Genomic DNA, 21,643 nt, shown 5'->3' on the forward strand with positions numbered 1-21,643 from the left:
ACGCGAAGCATGCCCCGACACTGCGCGCCATGTCCGCCACCCCGACGTCCACTTCCGCTTCTGCGCCGAGCTTTTCCTGGCGCTTGCTGTTGCCACGCTGGTGGCCGACATGGCTCGCCGTCGGCCTGATTCGCGTCATCACCTGGTTGCCGATCACCTGGCAGTTGAGCTTCGGCGAGTGGCTGGGCCGCAGCCTGGGTCGCGTCGCCGGCAAGCGTCGCGAAGTGGTCCGAACCAACCTGCGGCTGTGTTTCCCGGAGTTGCCGGATGCTGAGCGCGAGCGCCTGGTGGATCAGCACTTCGCCGCGCTCGGTCGCGGCTTGTTCGAGACCGCGCTGGCCTGGTTCGCCAGCGACGCGCGCCTGCTGCCGCGATTCGAGATCGAAGGCCAGGAGCACCTGGAAGCGGCCCGCGCCAGCGGTGCGGGGCTGCTGCTACTGACCGGTCACTTCAGCACCCTGGAGATCGGTGCTCGCATCGTCTGCAGCCAGGCCGGGTTGCCGTTTCACGCCATGTACCGGCCCTACGACAACCGCGTGATGGATTACCTGATGTATGGCTGGCGCGCCCGCCGTTCCGGTCTGCCGGCGCTGCCGCGTGACGACCTGCGTCGACTGGTCAAGGCGCTGCGCGAGGGCCACGCCATCTGGTATGCGCCGGACCAGACTCTGGGCGTTCCGCAGTCGGTATTCGCACCTTTCTTCGGCGTGCCGACCTGGAGCGTGAGCGCCACCTCGCGACTGGCGAACATGGGCCGGGCGCGGGTCCTGCCGTACATGCCGCGGCGCACCGCGCACGGCTGGTGCGTGCGCTTCCTGCCGATGATCGAGGACTTTCCCGGCACCGACGAGCTCGTCGATACCACCCGCGTCAACCAGACCCTGGAACAGGGGATCCGCCTGGCGATGCCGGAGTACTTCTGGATCCATCGGCGTTTCAAGCGGCGCCCGCCAGGGGCAGCGAGCGTCTACTGAATGCGGGCTCTGCCGCGACGCACGGCAGGGGCGCGCCTATGTCGCCCCGGGGCGTGCTGATAAACTCCCGCGTCGAACTTCCGCTGATCTATCCACGAGGCTTGCGCGTGAAACGTACGATTTCCTGCCTGACGGCTGCGGCCGCGTTCCTGTTCTATTCGCAGGGCGTCCTGTCGGCGGCGGCGGTCCAAGAAGCCCAGACCCTGATCGAACAGGGCCAGCTGGATCGGGCGCTGCAGCGGCTGGACGAGCAGCTCAAGTCGGCGCCGCAGGATGCCGAGGCGCGCTTCCTGCGCGGCCTGGTGCTGACCCGTCTGAACCGCGCGGAAGACGCCATCAAGGCCTTTGCCGACATCACCCGCGATTATCCGCAACTGCCGGAGCCGTACAACAATCTGGCGGTGCTGTATGCCCAGCAGGGCGACTACGAAAAAGCCCGCGATGCGCTGGAAGCGGCACTGGCCACGCACCCGAGTTATGCCACCGCGCACGAGAATCTGGGCGACATTTATGCCGCGCTGGCCGGCGCCGCCTACAACCGCGCGCTGATGCTGGACCAGGGCAACCAGACTGTGCGCAACAAGTTGAGCTTCCTCAACCGCATCAGCGGCGATCAGGGCGCCGCAGTGGCGGCCGCGCCCGCCGCGCCGGCCGCACCCGCTGCGGCGGCTCCCGCCGCCACGGCATTGCCGGCGGCACCGGCGCCGACGGTTGCCGCCGACGAGGTCGATGTCGACACCACCGCGGCGGTGCGCCAGGCGCTGCTGGCCTGGGCGCAGAGCTGGTCGCGCCAGGACGTGGAGGGTTATCTGGGCGCCTATGCCGGCGATTTCCGTCCCGAGGGCGGCGTCGCCCGAGCCACCTGGGAAGCGCAGCGGCGCGACCGCATCGCGCGCCCTGCGCGCATCCAGGTCAACGTGGTGGGCCCGCAGTTCGTGGCCCTGGCCGACGGCACGGTGCGCGTGACTTTTCGCCAGGAATACGAATCCGACAGCTTCTCCGACCAGGTGACCAAGGTCATCGAGATGCGCGACGAGCAGGGCTGGAAGATCGTGCGCGAGTACACGCGCTAAGCGCGGGGGGCGTCGCGATCCGACCGGCATGAGCGGGCGTCGCCTCAGGGGGTCGGCGGCGCTGGCCTGGCTGCTGCTGGGTTCGGTCCCGGCCCTGGCCGGCCCGATCGCGCCGCTGCGCCCGCAGGTATCGCCGCCATCGCCGGAGTTCCTGCTGGTGTCGGCGATGGAACTGGCCGAATCCGGACGCATGCGCGAAGGCATTCGCGCGCTGGAAGAGCTGATCCGGCAGCAGCCCAATTTCCGTCTTGCACAGTTGCTGTACGCCGATCTGCTGGCGGCGCGCTCCGGCGTGCGCGGCATCATGGCCGATGCCGAAGACCCTCGCGTGCTGGAGCTGTTCGACGAGGCGCGGCTGCGGCTCGACCAGGCGCGTTTCAACCCGGCGCCGGGTTCGGTGCCGGACACCGTGCTGCAACTGTCGGCGGAATACCCCTATCTGGTGCTGGTGGATCTGCCCCGCTCGCGCCTGCACCTGATGAAGAATGTGGATGGTTATCTGCAGCCCGTCGGCAGTCGCTATGCCTCGATCGGGCGCGCCGGCTACGGCAAGCAGGTGGAAGGCGATTTACGCACGCCGGTGGGGATCTATCACGTCACCGGCTGGATGGAGGACCGCTCCCTGCCCGAGCTGTACGGCGCCGGCGCGCTGCCGCTCAACTACCCCAATCTGTGGGATCGCCTGGAGACGCGCACCGGCTACGGCATCTGGCTGCACGGCGTGCCGCGGCAGACCTACGTGCGTGCGCCGCGCTCCAGCGAGGGCTGCGTCACCATGGCCAACGAAGATCTGGAGTGGCTGCGGCCGTTCGTGGAAAAGACTCGCGCGCCGGTGGTGCTGGCCGACGAGTTCGACTGGATCCCGCAGTCCAAGGCGCGCGAGGAGCGGCGCGAGTTTCTGCAGCGCATCGAACACTGGCGCCGCGCGTGGTCGGCGATGGACAGCGAGGCCTACCTGGATTTCTACGGCGAGGATTTCGTCACCGCCGGCCTCGACAAGGCGGCGTTTGCCGAGCACAAACGCCGCGTCAACGCCGGCAAGCGCTACATCGACGTGACGGTGTCCGACATCAGCCTGTTCCGCTATCCGGGCGAGCGCATGATCCTGGCCGAGTTCACGCTCGATTATCACAGCGACAACTTCGATTTCGCGGCCAAGAAAGAGCAGTACTGGCGCCAGGACGGCGAAGGACAGTGGCGCATCTTTCGTGAAGAAAACCGCTGAGCCCTCGTTGCGGTTGCAGCAGGGTCTGCAGGCTCTTGGGTTGTCGGCGAGCCTGGAGGCGCCGCTGCAGGCGTACTTGCACGAGCTGGCGAAATGGAATGCCAGCTACAACCTGACCGCGGTACGCGATCCGGCGCAGATGGTGACCCGGCATCTGCTCGATTCGCTGGCGCTGCTGCCGGCGCTCGACGGCCTGCCGATCGCGCGTCTGCTCGATGTGGGCAGTGGCGCCGGACTGCCGGGCATTCCGCTGGCATTGGCACGCCCGCACTGGCGGGTCGCGGTGCTGGACAGCAACGGCAAGAAGGCACGTTTTCTGCGCCATGCGGTGCGCACGCTGGCACTGCGCAATGTCGAGGTGATCGAGGCGCGCGTCGAAGCCCACCAGCCGGATCGTCTCTACGACGCGATCTGCGCCCGTGCGTTTTCGGCGCTCGGCGAATTCTGCTCGTTGACCGAGCCCCTGCTGGCCGAGCGGGGACACTGGCTGGCGATGAAGGGACGACTGGACGACAATGAACTTGCTGCACTTCCCCCCTTCGTTTGCGTCCCGCGCGCAGTTCGACTTGACGTGCCCGGACTGTACGAGGAGCGTCATCTCGTGATTGCTTCCCGTTCTGCGCCCTCCGCTTCCGGTCTCCCGACATGAGTTACATCATCGCCGTCGCCAATCAGAAGGGCGGAGTGGGCAAGACCACCACCGCCGTGAATCTGGCCGCCTCGCTTTCGGCGATGCGGCGCAAGGTGCTGCTGGTGGACCTGGACGCGCAGGGCAACGCCACCATGGGCGTGGGCGTCGACAAGGCCAGCTTGAAGGTCTCGGCGCGCGACGTGCTGGTGGAAGCCGCGCGCGCCGCGGATGCCATTCAGTCATTGGGCGAACTGAAGTTCTCGCTGCTGCCCGCCAACAGCGACATGACCGAGGCCGAGATCAAGCTGCGCGACCAGCCAGCCGGAGATTTCGCGCTGAAGACCGCGCTGGCCGATGTCGCCGACCAGTTCGACTACATGATTCTCGACTGCCCGCCGGCGCTGTCCAAGCTCACCTTGAACGCACTGGTCGCAGCCGACGGCGTGCTCATTCCGATGCAATGCGAGTACTACGCCCTGGAAGGGCTGAGCGCCCTGCACGACACCATCCGAAAGATCCGCCGCGTGATCAACCCGCGGCTGGAGATCGAAGGTCTGCTGCGCACCATGTTCGACCCGCGCAACAACCTGTCCAACGACGTTTCCGCGCAACTGCTGCTGCACTTTCCGGACAAGGTCTATCGCACCGTCATCCCGCGCAACGTGCGCCTGGCCGAAGCACCCAGCCACGGCCTGCCGGTGATGGTGTACGACGCCCAGTCCAGCGGCGCGCGCGCCTACCTGGCACTCGCCGGAGAGATGCTGCGGCGCCACGACGGCGGACAGTTGCAGCTGGATTCCTGAACGCAAAGCCCTCGGGGTCCAACGCCTCGCGCTTGACGGTCGCCATGCGACAAACCCTGCGTGCAGGTCCTCGAGCCGCACTGCCGTTCGACACGCGAGTGCACGCCCGGTGCGCCGTGCGCCGCCATTCGCGGGCCCGCTGCGCTACGCTTGTCGCAGTCGGGGACGCATTCGAAGAGCGACAGCGGGATGAGCGTGCAAAAAAAGCGGGGATTGGGACGGGGCCTTGATGCGCTGCTGAGCACCGCGAGTAGCGATGCCGAGAACGCCGACGCGGGCGAGATCCTGCGCGAGATTGCGCTGGATCGCGTGCAACCGGGCGCTCACCAGCCGCGTCGTCATTTCGATGCCGAGGCGCTGGACGAACTGGCCAGCTCGATTGCCGCGCAAGGTGTGGTACAGCCCATCGTGGTGCGTCCGCTGGCCGACGATCGCTACGAGATCGTCGCTGGCGAGCGGCGCTGGCGCGCGGCCGGGCAGGCCGGCCTCAAGACGGTCCCGGCCGTGGTGCGCAACCTCGACGAGCGCGGGGCCATGGCCGTTGCGCTGGTGGAAAACATCCAGCGCGCCGATCTGAATCCGCTGGAAGAGGCCGAGGCCCTGCAGCGGTTGATCGCGCAATGCCGGCTGACGCACGAGCAGGTGGCCGAAGCGGTGGGACGCTCGCGCGCGGCGGTGAGCAACCTGCTGCGCCTGATCGAACTGGCGCCGGAGCTGCAGCAGTGGGTGCGCGAGCGTCGGCTGAGCCTGGGCCACGCCAAGGTGCTGCTGGGCGTGCCGGCCGAGCGTCGGGCCGCCATCGCCACGCAGATCGTCGAAGGCCAGTTGAGCGTTCGCCAGGCCGAGGCGCTGTGCAAGTCGCCGCCAGAACCCGCCGCGGTGCCGTCACCCCGTGCCATGCCGGCGTCGACGCCGCCGGAATTGCAGCAGCGCGCGGCGCGATGCATCGGGTTGCCGGTGAAGCTGCGGCAGGATGCCAGCGGCCGCGGCCAGATCACCATCCGTTTCGGAAACGATGCGGAGTTGCAGCAGTTTCTGGCGCGTTTGGGGTGATTCGCGAGCCGTTGGCGGCAGATGGCGTCGCGTTTGCGCTCGCAACCGGTCGGTTTGCGTTGACCCGGTAGCGACGGTTTCTGTAGACTCCGCGCCGCTCGCAAGGGCTGCAAGACGGCTCCACGGCGTCATCTACGCGGCGGAACCGAAGAGAAGCATGGGCAGGGTGCATTTGCGGGGAATCAGTCTGGCTTGGGCGGTGTGTACCGCGCAGGCCGGAATCGGTCTGGTTGCCGCCGTTATCGCAGCACTGCTCAGTGGGATGTCAGCCGCGCTGGCGGCAGGCTACGGCAGCCTGATCGCGATCATCCCCACCTTCTACTTCGCCTTGCGGGTTTACTGGCGGCAACGGGGTGGCGATCCGCGCGAGGTGGTGGGTTCGTTCTACCGCGGCGAGATCGGAAAGATGGCGTTGACTGCGCTGATGTTCTTCTTCGGCGTCGTTGGGTTTGCGGAGAATTTTCTTCCGTTGCTGTGCGCTTACGTTGCCTGTCTGGCGGCCTATCCGACGGTGTGGCTCGTCGCCAGGATCGACTGAGCGGGTTGACCGGGCAGGTTATTGCGAGGATCGCGTGGTGCGTGCGCCAATGAAGGCCACGGCAACATGTCGAACCGAAGTTAAAAATAGATCGGGACGAAGGACAACATGGCGGCAGACCAAGGACACGGCGACGGTGAGGCGCACGGCTCTGGTGAGTATGTCCTGCACCACTTGACCAACCTCAAGCTGGACCTGCAGACCATGAGCATCGACGCCCAGGCCAAGGGCTTCTGGGTACTGCATCTGGATTCCGTGATTTTCTCGGTTCTGCTCGGTCTGCTGTTCATCTTCCTGTTTCGCCACGCCGCTGCCGGCGCCACCGCAGGCGTACCCTCGGGTCTGCAGAACTTCGCCGAAATGGTGATCGACTTCGTCGACACCCAGGTGCGGGAAATCTTTCCCCACGCCGACAAGTTGGTCGCGCCGCTGGCGCTGACCATCTTCGTGTGGGTGTTCCTGATGAATTTCATGGATCTCATCCCGGTGGACTTGCTGCCCACCGGCGCCGCAGCCGTGGGTATCCCCTATCTGAAGGTGGTGCCCAGCACCGACGTCAACATTACCGCCGGGCTGGCGCTGGGCGTGTTTGTGCTGATCTTCGTCTACAACTTCCGCTACAAGGGCGTCGGCGGGTTCTTCAAGGAAGTGTTCACGCATCCCTTCGGCCCCTGGTTGGCGCCGGTGAACCTGGTCCTGCGCATCGTCGAGGAAGTGGCTCGCCCGGTATCGCTGGCGCTGCGACTGTTCGGCAACCTGTTTGCGGGTGAACTGATCTTCATCCTCATCGCATTGCTCATGGCGCAGGCCTTTAATGGCGTGCTGGGCGCGGTGCTGGCCGGTATGGGCGTGGCGCTGCACTGGGCCTGGGCGGTGTTCCACATTCTGGTCATCACCTTGCAGGCCTTCGTCTTCATGGTGCTGACCGTGGTGTACCTCGGCGCAGCCGCCGAAAGCCACGCGGACCATTAGCAGATTGCATGGGGGCTTGCGCCTCGCCGCACCGGATTCGATTTCGTTTCAGCTTCAACCCACACCGCTTCTTCTTAAGTCGTCGTAAACACCTCGCAGGAGACTTTGTAATGGACGTGATTCTCAGCAACACCGCCCTCGCCGTTGGTCTGATCCTCGGACTGGGTGGCGCCGGTACTGCCATCGGCTTCGGTCTACTCGGCGGCAAGCTGCTGGAAGGTGTTGCGCGCCAGCCTGAAATGGCCGGCATGCTGACCGGCCGCATGTTCCTCGTCGCCGGTCTGCTCGACGCCGTGACCTTCGTCGGTATCGGTATCGGCATGTACTTCGTGTTCGCCAACCCGTTCGTCGGCCAGCTGGCGGCCGCGGTTGGCGCGGGCGGCTGATCGAACGATTGGCTGTCCCATCCGTTGCGGAACCGCCGGGTGCGGTTCCGCGATCGATCTATCCGGGATGACACGATGGACCTCAATGCAACCCTGATTTTCCAGATGGTGGCGTTCGCGCTATTCGTCTGGTTCACGATGAAGTTCGTGTTCCCGCCCATCACCAAGGCGATGGACGACCGCAAGGCGAAGATCGCCGACGGTCTGGCCGCCGCGGAGAAGGGTGCCAGGAGCCTGTCCGACGCGGCGGCGCAGAGCGAAGAAGCGCTCAAGCAGGCGCGCGTGCAGGCGCAGGAAATCCTGGCAGGCGCGAACAAGCAGGCGACCAATCTGGTCGAACAGGCCAAGGTACAGGCGAAGACCGAAGCCGATCGCATCGTGGCCGCCGCCGGCGACGAAGTGGCGCGCGAAACCGCCAAGGCCCGCGAAGAACTGCGCAAGCAGGTTGGCGAGTTGGCGGTGCTGGGCGCGGCCAAGATCCTCAAGCGCGAAGTCAATGCGCAAACCCACGCCGACGTGCTCCAAGAGCTCGCAGGCCGGGTCTGAGGAAGAACGTTCATGGCCGACCTTTCAACGCTTGCCCGTCCCTACGCCAAGGCTGCTTTCGAACTGGCACGCGACAGCGGCCGTTTCCAGCAGTGGGGCGCGGCGCTGGGCGCACTGTCCGCCGCGGTCAAGGCGCCGGAGCTGGCCAACCTGATCGGGCACCCGGCGCTGCTCAAGGCCGACCTCGCCGACGCCCTGTCCAAGGCGCTGGGCGGCGAGCTGGGCGCCGAAGGCACGTCGTTGGTCAAGTTGCTGGTCGAGAACAACCGCGTCAAGGCCGCGCCCTTCATCGCCGAGCAGTTCGAAGCCCTGCGGGCAGAGGCCGAATCGCGCGTCGACGTGGAGATCACCTCGGCCGTGGCGGTGCCGGCCGCCGAGCAGGAGCGCCTGGCCGACGCGGTGGGCAAGCGCCTGGACCGCAACGTTGACGTGACATGGAAAACCGACGAATCGCTGGTGGCCGGTGCAGTGATTCGCGCCGGCGACTTGGTGATCGACGGCTCGGTCAAGGGCGAGCTGGAAAAGCTCAAGACGGCGCTGGCGAATTAGTTACCTATCCGCGGGCCGCATTCGTGTCCCGCCATTTGATGTGAAGGTCCCATACACATGCAACTGAATCCTTCCGAAATCAGCGACCTCATCAAGTCCCGCATTCAGAACTTCGAATCGGCGACCGAAGCGCGCAACACCGGCACCATCGTGTCGCTGCAGGACGGCATCGTCCGCATCCACGGTCTGTCGGATGCGCTGCAGGGCGAAATGCTGGAATTCCCCGGCAACACCTTCGGCCTGGCGCTTAACCTGGAGCGCGACTCCGTCGGCGCCGTCGTGCTCGGCGGTTACCAGCACCTGTCGGAAGGCCAGACGGTCAAGACCACCGGGCGCATTCTCGAAGTGCCGGTGGGCGAGGCGCTGCTCGGGCGCGTGGTCAACGCACTCGGCCAGCCCATCGACGGCAAGGGCCCGATCAATGCACAGGGCAGCAGCCCGATCGAAAAGGTCGCGCCCGGCGTCATCACGCGCCAATCCGTCAGCCAGCCGGTGCAGACCGGCTACAAGGCAGTCGATTCCATGGTGCCGATCGGCCGTGGCCAGCGCGAGCTGATCATCGGCGACCGTCAGACCGGCAAGACCGCGCTGGCCATCGACGCCATCATCAACCAGAAGTCCTCTGGCATTAAGTGCATCTACGTTGCCATCGGCCAGAAGAATTCGTCGATCGCCAACGTCGTGCGCAAGCTTGAGCAATACGGCGCCATGGCCTACACCACCGTGGTGTCCGCCTCCGCTGCCGAATCGCCCGCGCTGCAGTTCATCGCGCCGTATTCGGGCTGCTCGATGGGCGAGTACTTCCGCGACAAGGGCGAGGACGCGCTGATCATCTACGACGATCTGTCCAAGCAGGCCGTCGCCTACCGCCAGGTGTCCTTGCTGCTGCGTCGCCCGCCGGGCCGCGAAGCCTTCCCCGGCGACGTGTTCTATTTGCATTCCCGCCTGCTCGAGCGCGCGGCCCGCGTCAACGCCGAGTACGTGGAGAAATTCACCAACGGCGCGGTCAAGGGCAAGACCGGTTCGCTGACCGCGCTGCCGATCATCGAAACGCAGGCCGGTGACGTGTCCGCCTTCGTGCCGACCAACGTGATCTCGATCACCGACGGTCAGATCTTCCTGGAAACCGACCTGTTCAACGCCGGTATCCGCCCCGCCATGAACGCCGGCATCTCGGTGTCTCGCGTCGGTGGTTCGGCGCAGACCAAGGTGGTCAAGAAGCTCGGCGGCGGTGTGCGTCTGGCCCTGGCGCAGTACCGCGAGCTGGCGGCCTTCGCGCAGTTCGCCTCTGACCTCGATGAAGCCACCCGCAAGCAGCTCGAGCGCGGTCAGCGCGTCACCGAGCTGATGAAGCAGAAGCAGTACGCGCCGCTGTCGGTGTCGCAGATGGCCGCCACGCTGTACGCGGTGGAAAAGGGCTACATCGATACCATCGACGTTGCCAAGGTCCTGGCCTGGGAAGAAGGCCTGCATCAGTACCTGGCCAACAATGCCAAGTCGCTGATGGACAAGCTCGACGAGAAGGGCGACTGGAACGACGCGCTGGAAGCCGAGCTCAAGGGCGCGATGGATACCTACGCCAAGCAGTCGGCCATCTGAAGATGGCCGGCGGGAATCGGGAATCGGGAATGAGGAATCGAAGAAACGGGCAGCGCGAATCGGGTGGTTATGACGATTCCCGATTCCCGATTCCCGATTCCCGGAGCTAAAAATGCCAGCCCCAAGAGAAATACGCACCAAGATCAAAAGCGTGAAGAACACGCAGAAGATCACGCGTGCGATGGAAAAAGTGGCGATGTCGAAGATGCGCCGCGCCCAGGAACGCATGGTGGCTGCACGCCCCTATGCCGAGAAAATCCGCGTGGTGCTCGGGCATCTTGCCGCCGCCAATCTGGAATACAAGCACCCGTTCACGGTGGAGCGCGAAGCCAAGCGCGTCGCCTACCTGGTGGTATCGAGCGACCGCGGTCTGGCCGGCGGTCTCAACATGAACGCCTTCCGCGCCACCGTCCGTAACATCAAGGAATGGAAGGACAAGGGTGTCGAAGTCGATGTCGCGCTGGTCGGCAACAAGGCGATTGCGTTCTTCAAGCGCATCGGCGGCAAGGTGCTGGGAACCGCCAGCCAGCTCGGCGACAAGCCGCAGCTCGAGCAACTGCTCGGTGTGATCAAGCTGTTGTCCGATGCCTACCGCGAGGGCAAGGTGGATCGCGTCTACGTGGTGTCGACCGAGTTCGTCAACACCATGACGCAGAAGCCGGTGACCCGTCAGTTGCTGCCGGTGGAGCGCATCAAGGACGAGGGCCTGCTGTCGAACTGGGATTACATCTACGAACCCTCCAGCGCGGAACTGATGGACACCGTGCTGCAGCGCTATGTGGAATCCCAGGTGTATCAGGCGGTGATCGAAAACGCCGCCTCCGAACAGGCGGCGCGCATGGTGGCGATGAAGTCCGCCACCGACAACGCCGGCAAGATCATCGGCGACCTGCAGCTCTCCTACAACAAGGCGCGGCAGGCGAGCATCACCAAGGAATTGTCTGAAATCGTCGGCGGCGCCGCAGCGATCAGCGGTTAATCAATTTATATACGGGGCCGGTTGGCCCCGCTTGAGAGTGATGACATATGTCTACCGGAAAAATTGTTCAGGTTATCGGCGCGGTCGTCGACGTGGAATTTCCGCGCGATTCAATCCCCAAGATTTATGACGCGCTGAAGATCGAAGGCTCGCCGCTGACGCTCGAAGTGCAGCAGCAGCTCGGTGACGGCACCGTGCGCACGATTGCGCTCGGTTCGTCGGAAGGCCTGAAGCGTGGTCTGGTGTGCAGCAACACCGGCGCGCCGATCTCGGTGCCGGTCGGTCAGGCCACGCTGGGTCGCATCATGGACGTGCTTGGCGCGCCCATCGACGAAGCGGGCGAGGTCAAGGCCGAACAGCACTGGGCGATCCACCGCACCGCGCCTTCGTACGAAGACCAGGCCGGCTCAACCGAACTGCTGGAAACCGGCATCAAGGTCATCGACCTGCTCTGCCCGTTCGCCAAGGGCGGCAAGGTGGGTCTGTTTGGTGGCGCCGGCGTGGGCAAGACCGTGAACATGATGGAGCTCATCAACAACATCGCCAAGGAACACTCGGGTTTGTCTGTGTTCGCCGGCGTGGGTGAGCGTACCCGTGAAGGCAACGACTTCTATCACGAGATGATGGAGTCGAAGGTCATCGACAAGGTCGCGATGGTCTACGGCCAGATGAACGAGCCGCCGGGCAACCGTCTGCGCGTCGCGCTGACCGGTCTGACCATGGCCGAGTACTTCCGTGACGAGGGCCGCGACATCCTGTTCTTCGTCGACAACATCTACCGCTACACGCTCGCCGGTACCGAAGTGTCCGCGCTGCTCGGCCGTATGCCGTCGGCGGTGGGCTACCAGCCGACCCTGGCCGAGGAAATGGGCGTGCTGCAGGAGCGCATCACCTCGACCAAGACCGGCTCGATCACCTCGATCCAGGCCGTGTACGTGCCCGCGGACGATCTCACCGATCCCTCGCCCGCGACCACCTTCGCGCACTTGGACGCCACCGTCGTGCTGTCGCGCGACATCGCGGCGCTCGGCATCTACCCGGCCATCGACCCGCTCGACTCCACGTCGCGCCAGCTCGACCCGAACGTCATCGGCGCCGATCACTACAACACCGCCCGCGACGTGCAGGGCGTGTTGCAGCGCTACAAGGAACTGAAGGACATCATCGCGATCCTAGGCATGGACGAGCTGTCGGAGGACGACAAGCGCGCCGTGTCCCGCGCGCGCAAGATCCAGCGCTTCATGTCGCAGCCCTTCCACGTCGCCGAAGTGTTTACCGGCTCGCCCGGCAAGTACGTGGGTCTGAAGGAGACCATCCGTGGCTTCCGCGGCATCGTCGACGGCGAGTACGATCATCTGCCGGAGCAGGCGTTCTACATGGTCGGCGGCATCGACGAAGCGGTCGAGAAAGCGAAGAAACTGTGATACTGCCGGGAACCGGGGATTGAGAATCGGGAATCGCAGAAGCTCAGCGACGCAGTGGTTTTAGCGATTCCCGATTCCCGATTCCCGATTCCCAGGTTTTCAACCGACTCCCGGATTTTCAAATGGCAAACCTCCACATCGACATCGTTGCCGCCGAAGGCCACATCCATTCCGGTGAAGCGGTCATGGTGTTCGCGCCGGCTTCGATGGGTGAAGTCGGCATTGCGCCGCGGCATGCGCCGCTGCTCACCACGCTCAAGCCGGGCACCGTGCGGGTCAAGCTGGCCGATGGATCCGAACTGCCGTTCTTCGTCGGTGGCGGCATCCTGGAAGTGCAGCCGCATCTGGTGACGGTGCTGGCCGACACCGCCCTGCGCGCCAAGGATGCCGACGAATCCGCGGTGGCCCGCGCCAAGGCCGATGCCGAGGCCAGGCTCGCGGGCGCCAAGACCGAGATGGACATGGCCAAGGCCCAGGCCGAGCTGGTGGAAGCCGCCGCCCGCCTGGAGTTCGTCAAGAAGCTCAAGAAGCCCGGTCACTGAACTCATCGCGGTTGTGTAGGCTAAAGGCCGCGCTTGGCGCGGCCTTTTTGCATTCAGGGACGAAACCATGGCACCGAAGCCCCGCACCGATCGTTCCGCCGCGCCGCTGCATGTGGTGATTCTCGCGGCCGGGCAGGGCACCCGCATGCGCTCCGCGCTACCCAAGGTGCTGCATCCCATCGCCGGACGGCCGATGCTGGAACACGTGCTGGCCACGGCGCAGTCGCTGGGTGCGGCGTGCTGCCACGTGGTGGTCGGGCATGGCGCCGAGACCCTGCGCGCATGGCTGGCCACCGCCCACGCGGGCGCCACCGACTTGCAACTGGCGGTCCAGGCCGAGCAACTCGGCACCGCACACGCGGTGCAGCAGGCCATGCCGAATATTCCGGACGAGGCGCGCGTGCTGATCCTGTACGGCGACGTGCCACTGATTCAGGCCGACACTCTGCAAGCCCTGTTACAGGTTTCCGGCGACGGCCTCGGCGTGCTGACCGCGGTCGCGCCGGACCCCTATGGCTACGGTCGTATCGTGCGCAGTGCGGCTGGCGCGGTGCAGCGCATCGTCGAAGAAAAGGACGCCACTCCCGCGCAGCGCCGCATCGCCGAGATCAACACCGGCGTGCTGACCGCGCCCGCGCGCCGTCTGCGCACCTGGCTGGACAAGGTCGGCAACGACAATGCCAAGCGCGAGTTCTATCTCACCGACGTGGTGAAGCTGGCGTCGCGCGATCGGGTGCGGCTCAGAACGGTCGCCGCGGAGTCGCTGGAAGAAGTGCTGGGCGTCAACGATCGGGTGCAGCTGGCGGCACAGGAGCGCGCCTGGCAGCGCCGCCAGGCGCTGGCGATGATGCGCCAGGGCGTGGGCATCCGCGATGCGGAACGCTTCGACCTGCGCGGCTCGCTGTTATGCGGCCAGGACGTCCATCTGGATGTGGGCGTGGTCATCGAGGGCGAGGTCGAGCTGGGCGATCACGTCCACGTCGGCGCCTACACCGTGCTGCGCAACGTCAAGATCGGAGCCGGAACGCATGTGGAAAGTCACAGCGTGCTGGACTCCGCCATCGTCGGGCGCGGCTGTCGGATCGGCCCGTTTGCGCGCCTGCGGCCGGACACGCGCCTGGCCGACCAGGTTCACGTGGGCAACTTCGTGGAGATCAAGAAAAGCACCCTCGGTGAAGGCAGCAAGGCCAATCACCTGGCCTATCTTGGCGACGCCCGCATCGGCAGCCGCGTCAATGTCGGCGCCGGAGTCATCACCTGCAACTACGACGGCGTCAACAAGCACCCCACGGTGATTGGCGACGGCGCCTTCATCGGCACCGACACCCAGCTGATCGCTCCAGTCACCATCGGTGCCGGGGCCTACATCGCCGCGGGCTCCAGCATCGCGATGGATGCACCGGCCGATCAGCTCACGATCTGCCGCGCGCGCGAGCAGCGATCCTTGCCCGGCTGGAAACGGCCGAAGAAGCAGTAACCGCGGGCAACCGCAGCGCTCGATCCGGAAGTTGCGGCAGCGGTCTTTCGGACGTAGCGAAGAACCATCCCCGTCGCCGCAGGCTGACCACCGCCCAGGTGCAAGACCGGTGACGGCTGCTATCCGGATGCTGTGAGCAGCTCCGCGACACGGGCGAGATCGGCAGGCGAGTCGATATCGATACCCGCGTGTGGCATCGGCAGCCGACGCAGCGCCTCATCGTACTGCTGTAGCAGGACACCTGCGCCGCGATCCCCCGACAGCGCGCGCAACGCGGGCAGATAGGTGCGCGGAAACAGGCAGGGTGGCCCCAGGCTAGGCCCGTAATCCGCAGCCAGGATCGCCTGAGGATACCTGCGGTGTTCGCCTATCAGGGCTTGCAGGTCTGCGGGCGTGAGCAGCGCCTGGTCCGCCAGCACGATCAAGACGGCGGCGGGGTCTGCGGGCATCCGTTGCGAGACGGCGCAAGCGATGGAGCCGCCCATGCCCCGTGCCCAGTCCGGGTTCTCGATGAGCCGGAGCGGCAGATCCTGTAACTCGCGGCGCACCCGATCTGCCTCAGCGCCGATGACCACGTCCAGCGGTAGTCCGGCGGTCAACACAATGAGCGCGGCGCGCCGCACCAGGCGCTGACCGCACAGGGTTTCCAGTTGCTTGAGGCGGCCGTAGCGGCGACCGGCGCCGGCGGCGAGCAGCAAGGCACGTACTTCGTCCGTCACCGGATCAGGCACTGCGATGGATCGGCGCCTGCGTGGCGCTCAGCGGGCCGCCAGCAGTGCCGTTTGCCACCGCCAGCATTTCGGCCGCGATGGCGATGGCGATCTCCTCGGGCGTCTCCGAACCGATATCCAGGCCGGCGGGACTTCGCAGCGGCGTCCGGCTGCCGGTACAGACTTCCATCAACTGCGCTGCGCGACGGCGTGCGCCTACTGCGCCCAGATAGGCCAGTGGCACATTGCGCAATGCGCGCAGGTAATCCAGGTCACGCTCCAGGTTGTGGGTCATCACCACCGCGAAGCTGCGCATATCCGTCGTCAGCTTTGCACTGACCTGTTGCGGCGCGCAGTGCAGCCGCTGGGTGCCCGGCGGCAGCGGCAGTTCCGGCACGCGGTCGTCGGCATGATCGATCAGGTAGACCACCCAGCCCAGTTGGGTCAGCACCCGCGCCAGGGCCAGCGCGGTGGCGTTGACCCCGAACAGCAGGGCAGCGCAGGGTGGATCCAGTCGTTCAAGCAGCACCGCGACCGGGCCGCTGTCGGAGTTCAGCTCGATCACTTCGGGTGGGCGGCGCGCCGGCAGTTGCGCGGCATGCTCACGCAGTTGCGCCGACAAACCGGCGTCGCCCAGCGCATCCACTTGCAGGCCGGGCGACCATAGCCAGCGCCGCGGTCGCGGCAGGCAGCCACCGGCACGCGCGAAAAGGGTGGCCATCACGCCGCTTTCACGAGCCTGCAGCAGGCGGTCGACGTGCTCGGCGAACGCCCAGTCGGCGGCTTCGCGCAAGGGCTCGATCAGCACTTCCAGTTCGCCGCCGCAGCCCATCTCCAGCAGCGCGTCGTAACCGTGCTCGCGGTCGTAGCGCAGGATGCGCGCGTGATCCTCCGCGATGGCTTCGCGTGCGCGTGCGGCGATGTCCTGTTCCGGGCATCCGGCGGACAGCCCGCGCAGGATGCGGCCATCGCCGTACACCAGCATGCGCGCGCCGGCGCGGCGGAAGGTGGCGCCGCGCGTACGCAGCAGCGTGGCCAGCGCCGCGCCCTGCGCGCAGGGCAGGCCGCGCAGTCCCGCCAGCAACGGTGCAAATTCCTGTGGGGTGTTCACAGGGCTGCGGCCAGCGCCTGCGACGCGTTAGGGTCAGGCTCTGTGCCCTTCACCTGGCGGGTCCACCAAGCTGACGCCAGCGCGACTTTCCGCCGTCGGAGTTGGGGACGTGAGCCAGCGTCCGGCGGCGGGCACGGCCCGCCCTACGCCACCGTGGATGGATGCGCGGGGCGGCCATGGTCCACCCGCCGGTAGGGCGGCCCGTGGCCGCCGTCCACCCCAGATTTTGGAGCCTCGCGATGGCGCGAACGTCGGAGTGCGAACGCTTCACGCGGTCAATTGATCGGCAATCGGCAGCTTGCGGATGCGTTGCCCGGTGGCGGCGAAGATGGCGTTGCACAGGGCGGGGGCCAGCGGCGGCACGCCGGGCTCGCCGACGCCGGTGGGCGGTTCGGGCGAGGCCACGATGTGGACCTCCACCGGCGGCATCTGGTTGATCCGCAGCGGCGTAAAGTTGTGGAAGTTGGTCTGCACCACCGCGCCCTGTTCCAGGGTGATGGCGTTGTTCAGCGCCGCGCTCAAGCCGAAGCCGATGCCGCCTTCCATCTGCGCGCGGATCACGTCCGGGTTGATCGCCAGGCCGCAGTCCACCGCGCAGACCACGCGATCCACGCGTAGCTTGCCGTCGGTGATGGTGACCTCCACCACTTCCGCCACGATGCTGTTGAAAGATTCCTGCACCGCAATGCCGCGGCCGCGCCTGGCCTTGCCCTCGCCGGGCGCCAACGCCTGGCTCCAGCCGGCCTTCTCGGCCGCCAGGTCCAGTACCGCGAGATGCCGCGGAAAGTCTGCCATCTGCGCGCGGCGGAACTGGTAAGGATCCGCGCCGGCCTGGATCGCCAGCTCGTCGATGGTCGACTCCTTGGCGAACGCGGTGTGGGTGTGGCCCACCGAGCGCCACCACTGCACCGGCACGCCGCTGACTGGCGAGTGCAGATCGATGTGCACGTTGGCCGCCTTGTAGTAATCGAAGCAGCCCTCGACCGAAGCGTGATCGACGCCGTCCTTGACCAGGAACGCCTCGAACGGTCCGCCGGCGGCGATCGACTCACCCACCACCCGGTGCTCCCAGGCCAGGATGCCGCCGTCGGCAGAGGTGGCGGCGCGCACGCGGTGGAAGAACATGGGGCGGAAATAGCCGGCGCGCATGTCGTCTTCGCGCATCCACACCATCTTCACCGGGACTTGGTGGCCTTGCGCATGCGCGGCCTTGGCGATGCTCACCGCCTGCAGCACATAGTCGCTGTGCGGGTTGGCGCGCCGGCCGAAACTGCCGCCGGCATACAACTGATGAATGACGACCTGGGCAGGCTCCAGGCCCAGCAGCTTGGCGACGTTGCCCTGGTCGATGGTCTGGAACTGCTCGCCGTTCCAGATCTCGCAGGCGCCGTCTTCGAGCTTCACCAGGCAGTTCATCGGCTCCAGCGCTGCGTGTGCCAGATACGGGAATTCGTACTCCGCCTCGATGACCTTGTCTGCTTGCGCCAGTGCTGCCGCGGCGTCGCCCTCGTGCTTGGCCACCGCCCCCGGTTGGTCGGCCAGTTGCTTGAACTCGGCCATGATCTCGCTGCTGCTGCGCTTCATGGCGACGCTGTCGTCCCACTCCAGCACCAGCGCATCGCGGCCCTGCTTGGCGATCCAGGTATTGCGGGCCAGCACCGCAACGCCGCCCGGATACCCGGTGCCGCCGTCGTAACGCACGACGTCGACCACGCCGGCCATGGCCTTGGTCTTGGCCGCGTCGACGGACTTGAGCCGGGCGCCGAACTGCGGCGGCAGCGCGGCCACGGCAACCAGCATCCCGGGCAGTTTCACGTCCTGGGTGAATAGTGCGCTGCCGTCGGTTTTGTCGCTGCTGTCCTTGCGCGGCAGCTTCTGCTGCCCGATCAGGGTGAACTATGCCGGGTCCTTGAGTTTCGGTGCTTCCGGAACAGGTTGCCGGCCCGCGGCCTCGGCGAGCTCGCCGAAGGTGGCCTGGCGGTTCGACTCGGCGTGGGTGATCACGCCCTTGCTCACGGTGATGCCCTCGGCCGGCACCTGCCACTGTTCGGCTGCTGCGGAAACCAGCATGGCGCGCGCGGCGGCCCCGGCGCGGCGCATCTGCTCGTGCGAGCTGGCCATGGCATTGCTGCCGCCGGTGCCCTGCATGCCGCCGGAAAGCGCGTTGCCGTAGCGCTTGGCGTCGGCCGGCGCGCCTTCCACGCTCACCAGTTCCCAGTCGGCATCGAGTTCCTCGGCGGCCAGGGTGGCCAGGCCGGTGTAGGTGCCCTGACCCATCTCGAGATGTTTGGCGACGATGGTGACGCGGTTGTCGCTGCCGATGCGCACGAACGCGTTGGGCGTGAAATCGGCGGCGGTCGCAGCCGCCGGCGGTGCGCCGGACGTGCCGGCCTGCTGGCCGCAGGCGCTCAGCGCCGGGCCGATGCAGACACCCACCGCCAGTCCGCCCATGCCCTGCACGAACTGACGACGGCTGAGGTTGACCGGCGCCGGCAGCTCGGCCGGGTCGATGCGCGGCACGGCGGGAATGTAGCGTTCGAGGATGCGCATGATTCCGCTCCTTCAAGCCTTGAGCGCGCGGCTGGCGTCATGGATGGCGGCGCGGATGCGCACATAAGTGGCGCAGCGGCACAGGTTGCCGCCCATGGCGTCGTCGATGTCGGCGTCGCTGGGCTCCGGATTGGTCTTGAGCAGGGCGGTGGCCGACATGATCTGGCCGGACTGGCAGTAGCCGCACTGGACCACGTCCAGCCGCCGCCACGCGGCCTGCACCTGCGCGCCCACCGGATCGGCCTTGAGCGCCTCGATGGTGGTCACCGCCTTGCCGGCCGCGGCGGACACCGGCGTCACGCAGCTACGCATGGCCTGGCCGTCCAGGTGCACCGTGCATGCACCACACTGGGCCATGCCGCAGCCGAACTTGGTGCCGGTCAGCCCGGCCTCGTCGCGCAGAAACCACAGCAGCGGCATGGACGGATCGCCGTCGAAGTCGTGTTCGGAGCCGTTGACCTCGAGCTTGAGCATGAGGAAACCCTCGTAGTCGGTTCAGACTGGAATGGTAGCGGGCGCGGGCGGCACGCGTGATGACGGCAGCGGCGCGCGCAGGCCCGATCTAAAATGCACAGGTCGTTCCAGGTTCTGGCGCCCGCGTCGCTCGACTCCCTTTTTCCAAGCAGAAAGTTCAATTCTTCGGAAACCCTCATGTGCGGAATTGTCGGCGCCATCGCGCAACGTGACGTCACCCCGATTCTGGTCGAGGGTTTGCGCAGGCTGGAATACCGCGGCTACGACTCCGCCGGGGTGGCGCTGCTGACCGACGACGGCGGGCTGGCGCGTCGACGTGCGCAGGGCAAGGTGCAGGAACTGGCGCAGGCGATTGCTGCAGCGCCGGTATCGGGTACGCGTGGCATCGCGCACACGCGCTGGGCCACCCACGGCGTGCCCAGCGAGCGCAACGCCCACCCGCATTTTTCCGAAGACTGCGTCGCGCTGGTGCACAACGGCATCGTCGAGAACCACGAGAACCTGCGCGTCGAGCTCAAGGCCAAGGGTTACGTGTTCACCTCGGAGACCGACACCGAGGTCGTCGCCCACCTGCTCAACGACAGCTTCAAGCAAAGCGGCAATCTGTTCGACGCCGTGCGCACCACCGTGCAGCGCCTGCACGGCGCCTTCGCCATCGTCGCCATCGACGTGCGCGATCCCGACCGCCTGGTCTGCGCCCGCGCGGGTTGCCCGGTGGTACTGGGAGAAGGGCAGGGCGAGTTCTATGTCGCCTCTGACGTGCAGGCATTGCTGCCGCACACCCGCAGCTTCCGCTTCCTGGAAGAAGGCGACGTCGCCGAACTGACGCTTCAAGGCCTGCGCATCGTGGATCGCGACGGCGCGCCGGCCGACCGGCCGCTCAAGCAATCCGAGCTGTCGGTGGATGCGGTGGAGCGCGGCGAATACGCGCACTACATGCTCAAGGAAATCTTCGAGCAGCCGCGCGCCCTGGGCGACACCCTGGCCGAACGCATCCTTGGCAACCGCGTGCTGGAACCGGCGCTGGGTCCCCGGGCGCAGGAGATCCTGCCGCTGGTGCGCGGCGTGCATATCGTCGCCTGCGGCACCAGCTATCACGCCGGCCTGATCGCGCGTTACTACATCGAGCAGGGCGCACGCCTGCCGTGCACGGTGGAAGTGGCCAGCGAATATCGCTACCGCAAGCCGGTGGTGCCGCCGGGCACCTTGCTGATCGCCATTTCGCAGTCAGGGGAAACCGCCGACACCTTGGCTGCACTGCGCTATGCCAAGGAACTGGGTTACCTGGCCACGGCCACCATCTGCAACGTGCCGGAATCCTCCCTGGTGCGCGAAGCCGACATGGTGCTCATGACCCGCGCCGGCCCCGAGATCGGCGTGGCCTCCACCAAGGCCTTCACCACCCAGCTCGCGGCGTTGTCGATCCTGGGCATCGCGCTGGCCCGCCACAACGGCATGAGCGCAGAAACCGAAGCCGAGTACGTGCGCCAGATCGCCCATGTGCCCGAAGTGGTGGAAAAGACCCTGGCGTTGGAGCCGCAGATCAAGGCCTGGGCCGCGCACTTCGCCGACAAGCACCACGCCCTGTTCCTGGGCCGCGGCCCCACCTTTCCGGTGGCGATGGAAGGCGCACTCAAACTCAAGGAAATCTCCTACATCCACGCCGAGGCCTATGCCGCCGGCGAACTCAAGCACGGCCCCTTGGCGCTGGTGGACAAGGACATGCCGGTGATTGCGGTGGCGCCCAACAATGCGCTGCTGGAAAAGCTCAAGTCCAACCTGCAGGAAGTGCGCGCGCGCGGCGGCAAGCTCTATGTGTTCGCCGACCCCAACACCGGCTTCGTCTCCGAGCCCGGCACCGAAGTCATGCTCATGCCCGAGCACATCGAGGCAGTACAGGCGCCGCTGGTCTACACCATCCCGCTGCAACTGCTGGCCTACCACGTCGCCGTGCTGCGCGGGACCGACGTCGATCAGCCACGCAATTTGGCCAAGAGCGTGACGGTGGAGTAGGGGGGCGCGCCACG

20 protein-coding genes and 1 pseudogene are annotated in these 21,643 nt (G+C 66.4%); 17 read left to right on the forward strand and 4 right to left on the reverse strand.

Features of this window, described 5'->3' with window-relative positions:
- Window positions 1–29 precede the first annotated feature (29 nt).
- From lpxL to glmU, 16 genes are all read left to right on the forward strand, one after another.
- Entirely contained in the window at window positions 30–974 is a 945-nt protein-coding gene (gene lpxL, locus ACOOHP_RS04260; protein WP_420465216.1) for an LpxL/LpxP family Kdo(2)-lipid IV(A) lauroyl/palmitoleoyl acyltransferase, read from the forward strand.
- A gap of 107 nt (window positions 975–1,081) precedes the next feature.
- Window positions 1,082–2,047, forward strand: a complete 966-nt coding sequence (locus ACOOHP_RS04265) for a tetratricopeptide repeat protein (protein ID WP_420465217.1) — start codon at window positions 1,082–1,084, stop codon at window positions 2,045–2,047.
- Between the two features lie 28 nt (window positions 2,048–2,075).
- A complete protein-coding gene (locus tag ACOOHP_RS04270) occupies window positions 2,076–3,272 on the forward strand; it encodes a L,D-transpeptidase Cds6 family protein (protein WP_420465218.1) in 1,197 nt (398 codons plus the stop codon).
- Window positions 3,256–3,921, forward strand: a complete 666-nt coding sequence (gene rsmG / locus ACOOHP_RS04275; RefSeq protein WP_420465219.1) for a 16S rRNA (guanine(527)-N(7))-methyltransferase RsmG — start codon at window positions 3,256–3,258, stop codon at window positions 3,919–3,921. Before ACOOHP_RS04270 ends, rsmG begins: the two co-directional genes overlap by 17 nt.
- Window positions 3,918–4,706 carry a ParA family protein gene (locus ACOOHP_RS04280; RefSeq protein WP_420465220.1) on the forward strand — a complete coding sequence of 263 codons (789 nt, stop codon included), beginning with the start codon at window positions 3,918–3,920 and terminating at the stop codon, window positions 4,704–4,706. Before rsmG ends, ACOOHP_RS04280 begins: the two co-directional genes overlap by 4 nt.
- 189 nt (window positions 4,707–4,895) lie before the next feature.
- Complete coding sequence (locus tag ACOOHP_RS04285) at window positions 4,896–5,759, forward strand: ParB/RepB/Spo0J family partition protein (protein WP_420465221.1); 864 nt, start codon at window positions 4,896–4,898, stop codon at window positions 5,757–5,759.
- A gap of 157 nt (window positions 5,760–5,916) precedes the next feature.
- Entirely contained in the window at window positions 5,917–6,297 is a 381-nt protein-coding gene (locus ACOOHP_RS04290; RefSeq protein ID WP_420465222.1) for an ATP synthase subunit I, read from the forward strand.
- A gap of 108 nt (window positions 6,298–6,405) precedes the next feature.
- Window positions 6,406–7,269, forward strand: coding sequence for a F0F1 ATP synthase subunit A (gene atpB, locus ACOOHP_RS04295; protein WP_420465223.1), 864 nt, complete (start codon window positions 6,406–6,408; stop codon window positions 7,267–7,269).
- A gap of 110 nt (window positions 7,270–7,379) precedes the next feature.
- Window positions 7,380–7,655, forward strand: coding sequence for a F0F1 ATP synthase subunit C (gene atpE, locus ACOOHP_RS04300; protein ID WP_420465224.1), 276 nt, complete (start codon window positions 7,380–7,382; stop codon window positions 7,653–7,655).
- Between the two features lie 75 nt (window positions 7,656–7,730).
- On the forward strand, window positions 7,731–8,201 hold the full coding sequence (locus ACOOHP_RS04305; RefSeq protein ID WP_420465225.1) for a F0F1 ATP synthase subunit B: 471 nt from the start codon (window positions 7,731–7,733) through the stop codon (window positions 8,199–8,201).
- A gap of 12 nt (window positions 8,202–8,213) precedes the next feature.
- Window positions 8,214–8,750 (forward strand): F0F1 ATP synthase subunit delta, encoded by a 537-nt coding sequence (locus tag ACOOHP_RS04310; protein ID WP_420465226.1) that lies wholly within the window; start codon window positions 8,214–8,216, stop codon window positions 8,748–8,750.
- Window positions 8,751–8,807: 57 nt separating this feature from the next.
- Complete coding sequence (gene atpA / locus ACOOHP_RS04315) at window positions 8,808–10,349, forward strand: F0F1 ATP synthase subunit alpha (RefSeq protein WP_420465227.1); 1,542 nt, start codon at window positions 8,808–8,810, stop codon at window positions 10,347–10,349.
- 112 nt (window positions 10,350–10,461) lie between these two features.
- Window positions 10,462–11,328 (forward strand): F0F1 ATP synthase subunit gamma, encoded by an 867-nt coding sequence (gene atpG / locus ACOOHP_RS04320; RefSeq protein WP_420465228.1) that lies wholly within the window; start codon window positions 10,462–10,464, stop codon window positions 11,326–11,328.
- Window positions 11,329–11,375: 47 nt separating this feature from the next.
- Window positions 11,376–12,752: a F0F1 ATP synthase subunit beta gene (gene atpD, locus ACOOHP_RS04325; RefSeq protein WP_420465229.1), complete on the forward strand. Its 1,377-nt coding sequence runs from the start codon at window positions 11,376–11,378 to the stop codon at window positions 12,750–12,752.
- A 122-nt stretch (window positions 12,753–12,874) separates the two neighbouring features.
- Window positions 12,875–13,294: a F0F1 ATP synthase subunit epsilon gene (locus ACOOHP_RS04330; RefSeq protein ID WP_420465230.1), complete on the forward strand. Its 420-nt coding sequence runs from the start codon at window positions 12,875–12,877 to the stop codon at window positions 13,292–13,294.
- A 67-nt stretch (window positions 13,295–13,361) separates the two neighbouring features.
- A complete protein-coding gene (glmU, locus tag ACOOHP_RS04335; RefSeq protein ID WP_420465231.1) occupies window positions 13,362–14,771 on the forward strand; it encodes a bifunctional UDP-N-acetylglucosamine diphosphorylase/glucosamine-1-phosphate N-acetyltransferase GlmU in 1,410 nt (469 codons plus the stop codon).
- A 119-nt stretch (window positions 14,772–14,890) separates the two neighbouring features.
- On the opposite strand, the gene ACOOHP_RS04340 is transcribed toward glmU, so the two are convergent.
- The 4 genes and pseudogenes from ACOOHP_RS04340 to ACOOHP_RS04355 all read right to left on the reverse strand — a co-directional run bounded on the left by ACOOHP_RS04340 (window position 14,891) and on the right by ACOOHP_RS04355 (window position 19,616).
- Complete coding sequence (locus tag ACOOHP_RS04340) at window positions 14,891–15,490, reverse strand: nucleotidyltransferase family protein (RefSeq protein ID WP_420465232.1); 600 nt, start codon at window positions 15,488–15,490, stop codon at window positions 14,891–14,893.
- Window positions 15,491–15,494: 4 nt separating this feature from the next.
- Window positions 15,495–16,592, reverse strand: coding sequence for an XdhC family protein (locus ACOOHP_RS04345; protein WP_420465233.1), 1,098 nt, complete (start codon window positions 16,590–16,592; stop codon window positions 15,495–15,497).
- 267 nt (window positions 16,593–16,859) lie between these two features.
- Window positions 16,860–19,043, reverse strand: a pseudogene (locus ACOOHP_RS04350) (molybdopterin cofactor-binding domain-containing protein).
- A 111-nt stretch (window positions 19,044–19,154) separates the two neighbouring features.
- Window positions 19,155–19,616, reverse strand: coding sequence for a (2Fe-2S)-binding protein (locus ACOOHP_RS04355; protein ID WP_420465234.1), 462 nt, complete (start codon window positions 19,614–19,616; stop codon window positions 19,155–19,157).
- A 177-nt stretch (window positions 19,617–19,793) separates the two neighbouring features.
- On the opposite strand from ACOOHP_RS04355, the gene glmS reads away from it, so the two are divergent.
- Window positions 19,794–21,629 (forward strand): glutamine--fructose-6-phosphate transaminase (isomerizing), encoded by a 1,836-nt coding sequence (gene glmS / locus ACOOHP_RS04360; protein WP_420465235.1) that lies wholly within the window; start codon window positions 19,794–19,796, stop codon window positions 21,627–21,629.
- Window positions 21,630–21,643: the final 14 nt, after the last annotated feature.

Source organism: Panacagrimonas sp. (assembly GCF_965216805.1).
Classification (GTDB): domain Bacteria; phylum Pseudomonadota; class Gammaproteobacteria; order Nevskiales; family Nevskiaceae; genus Panacagrimonas.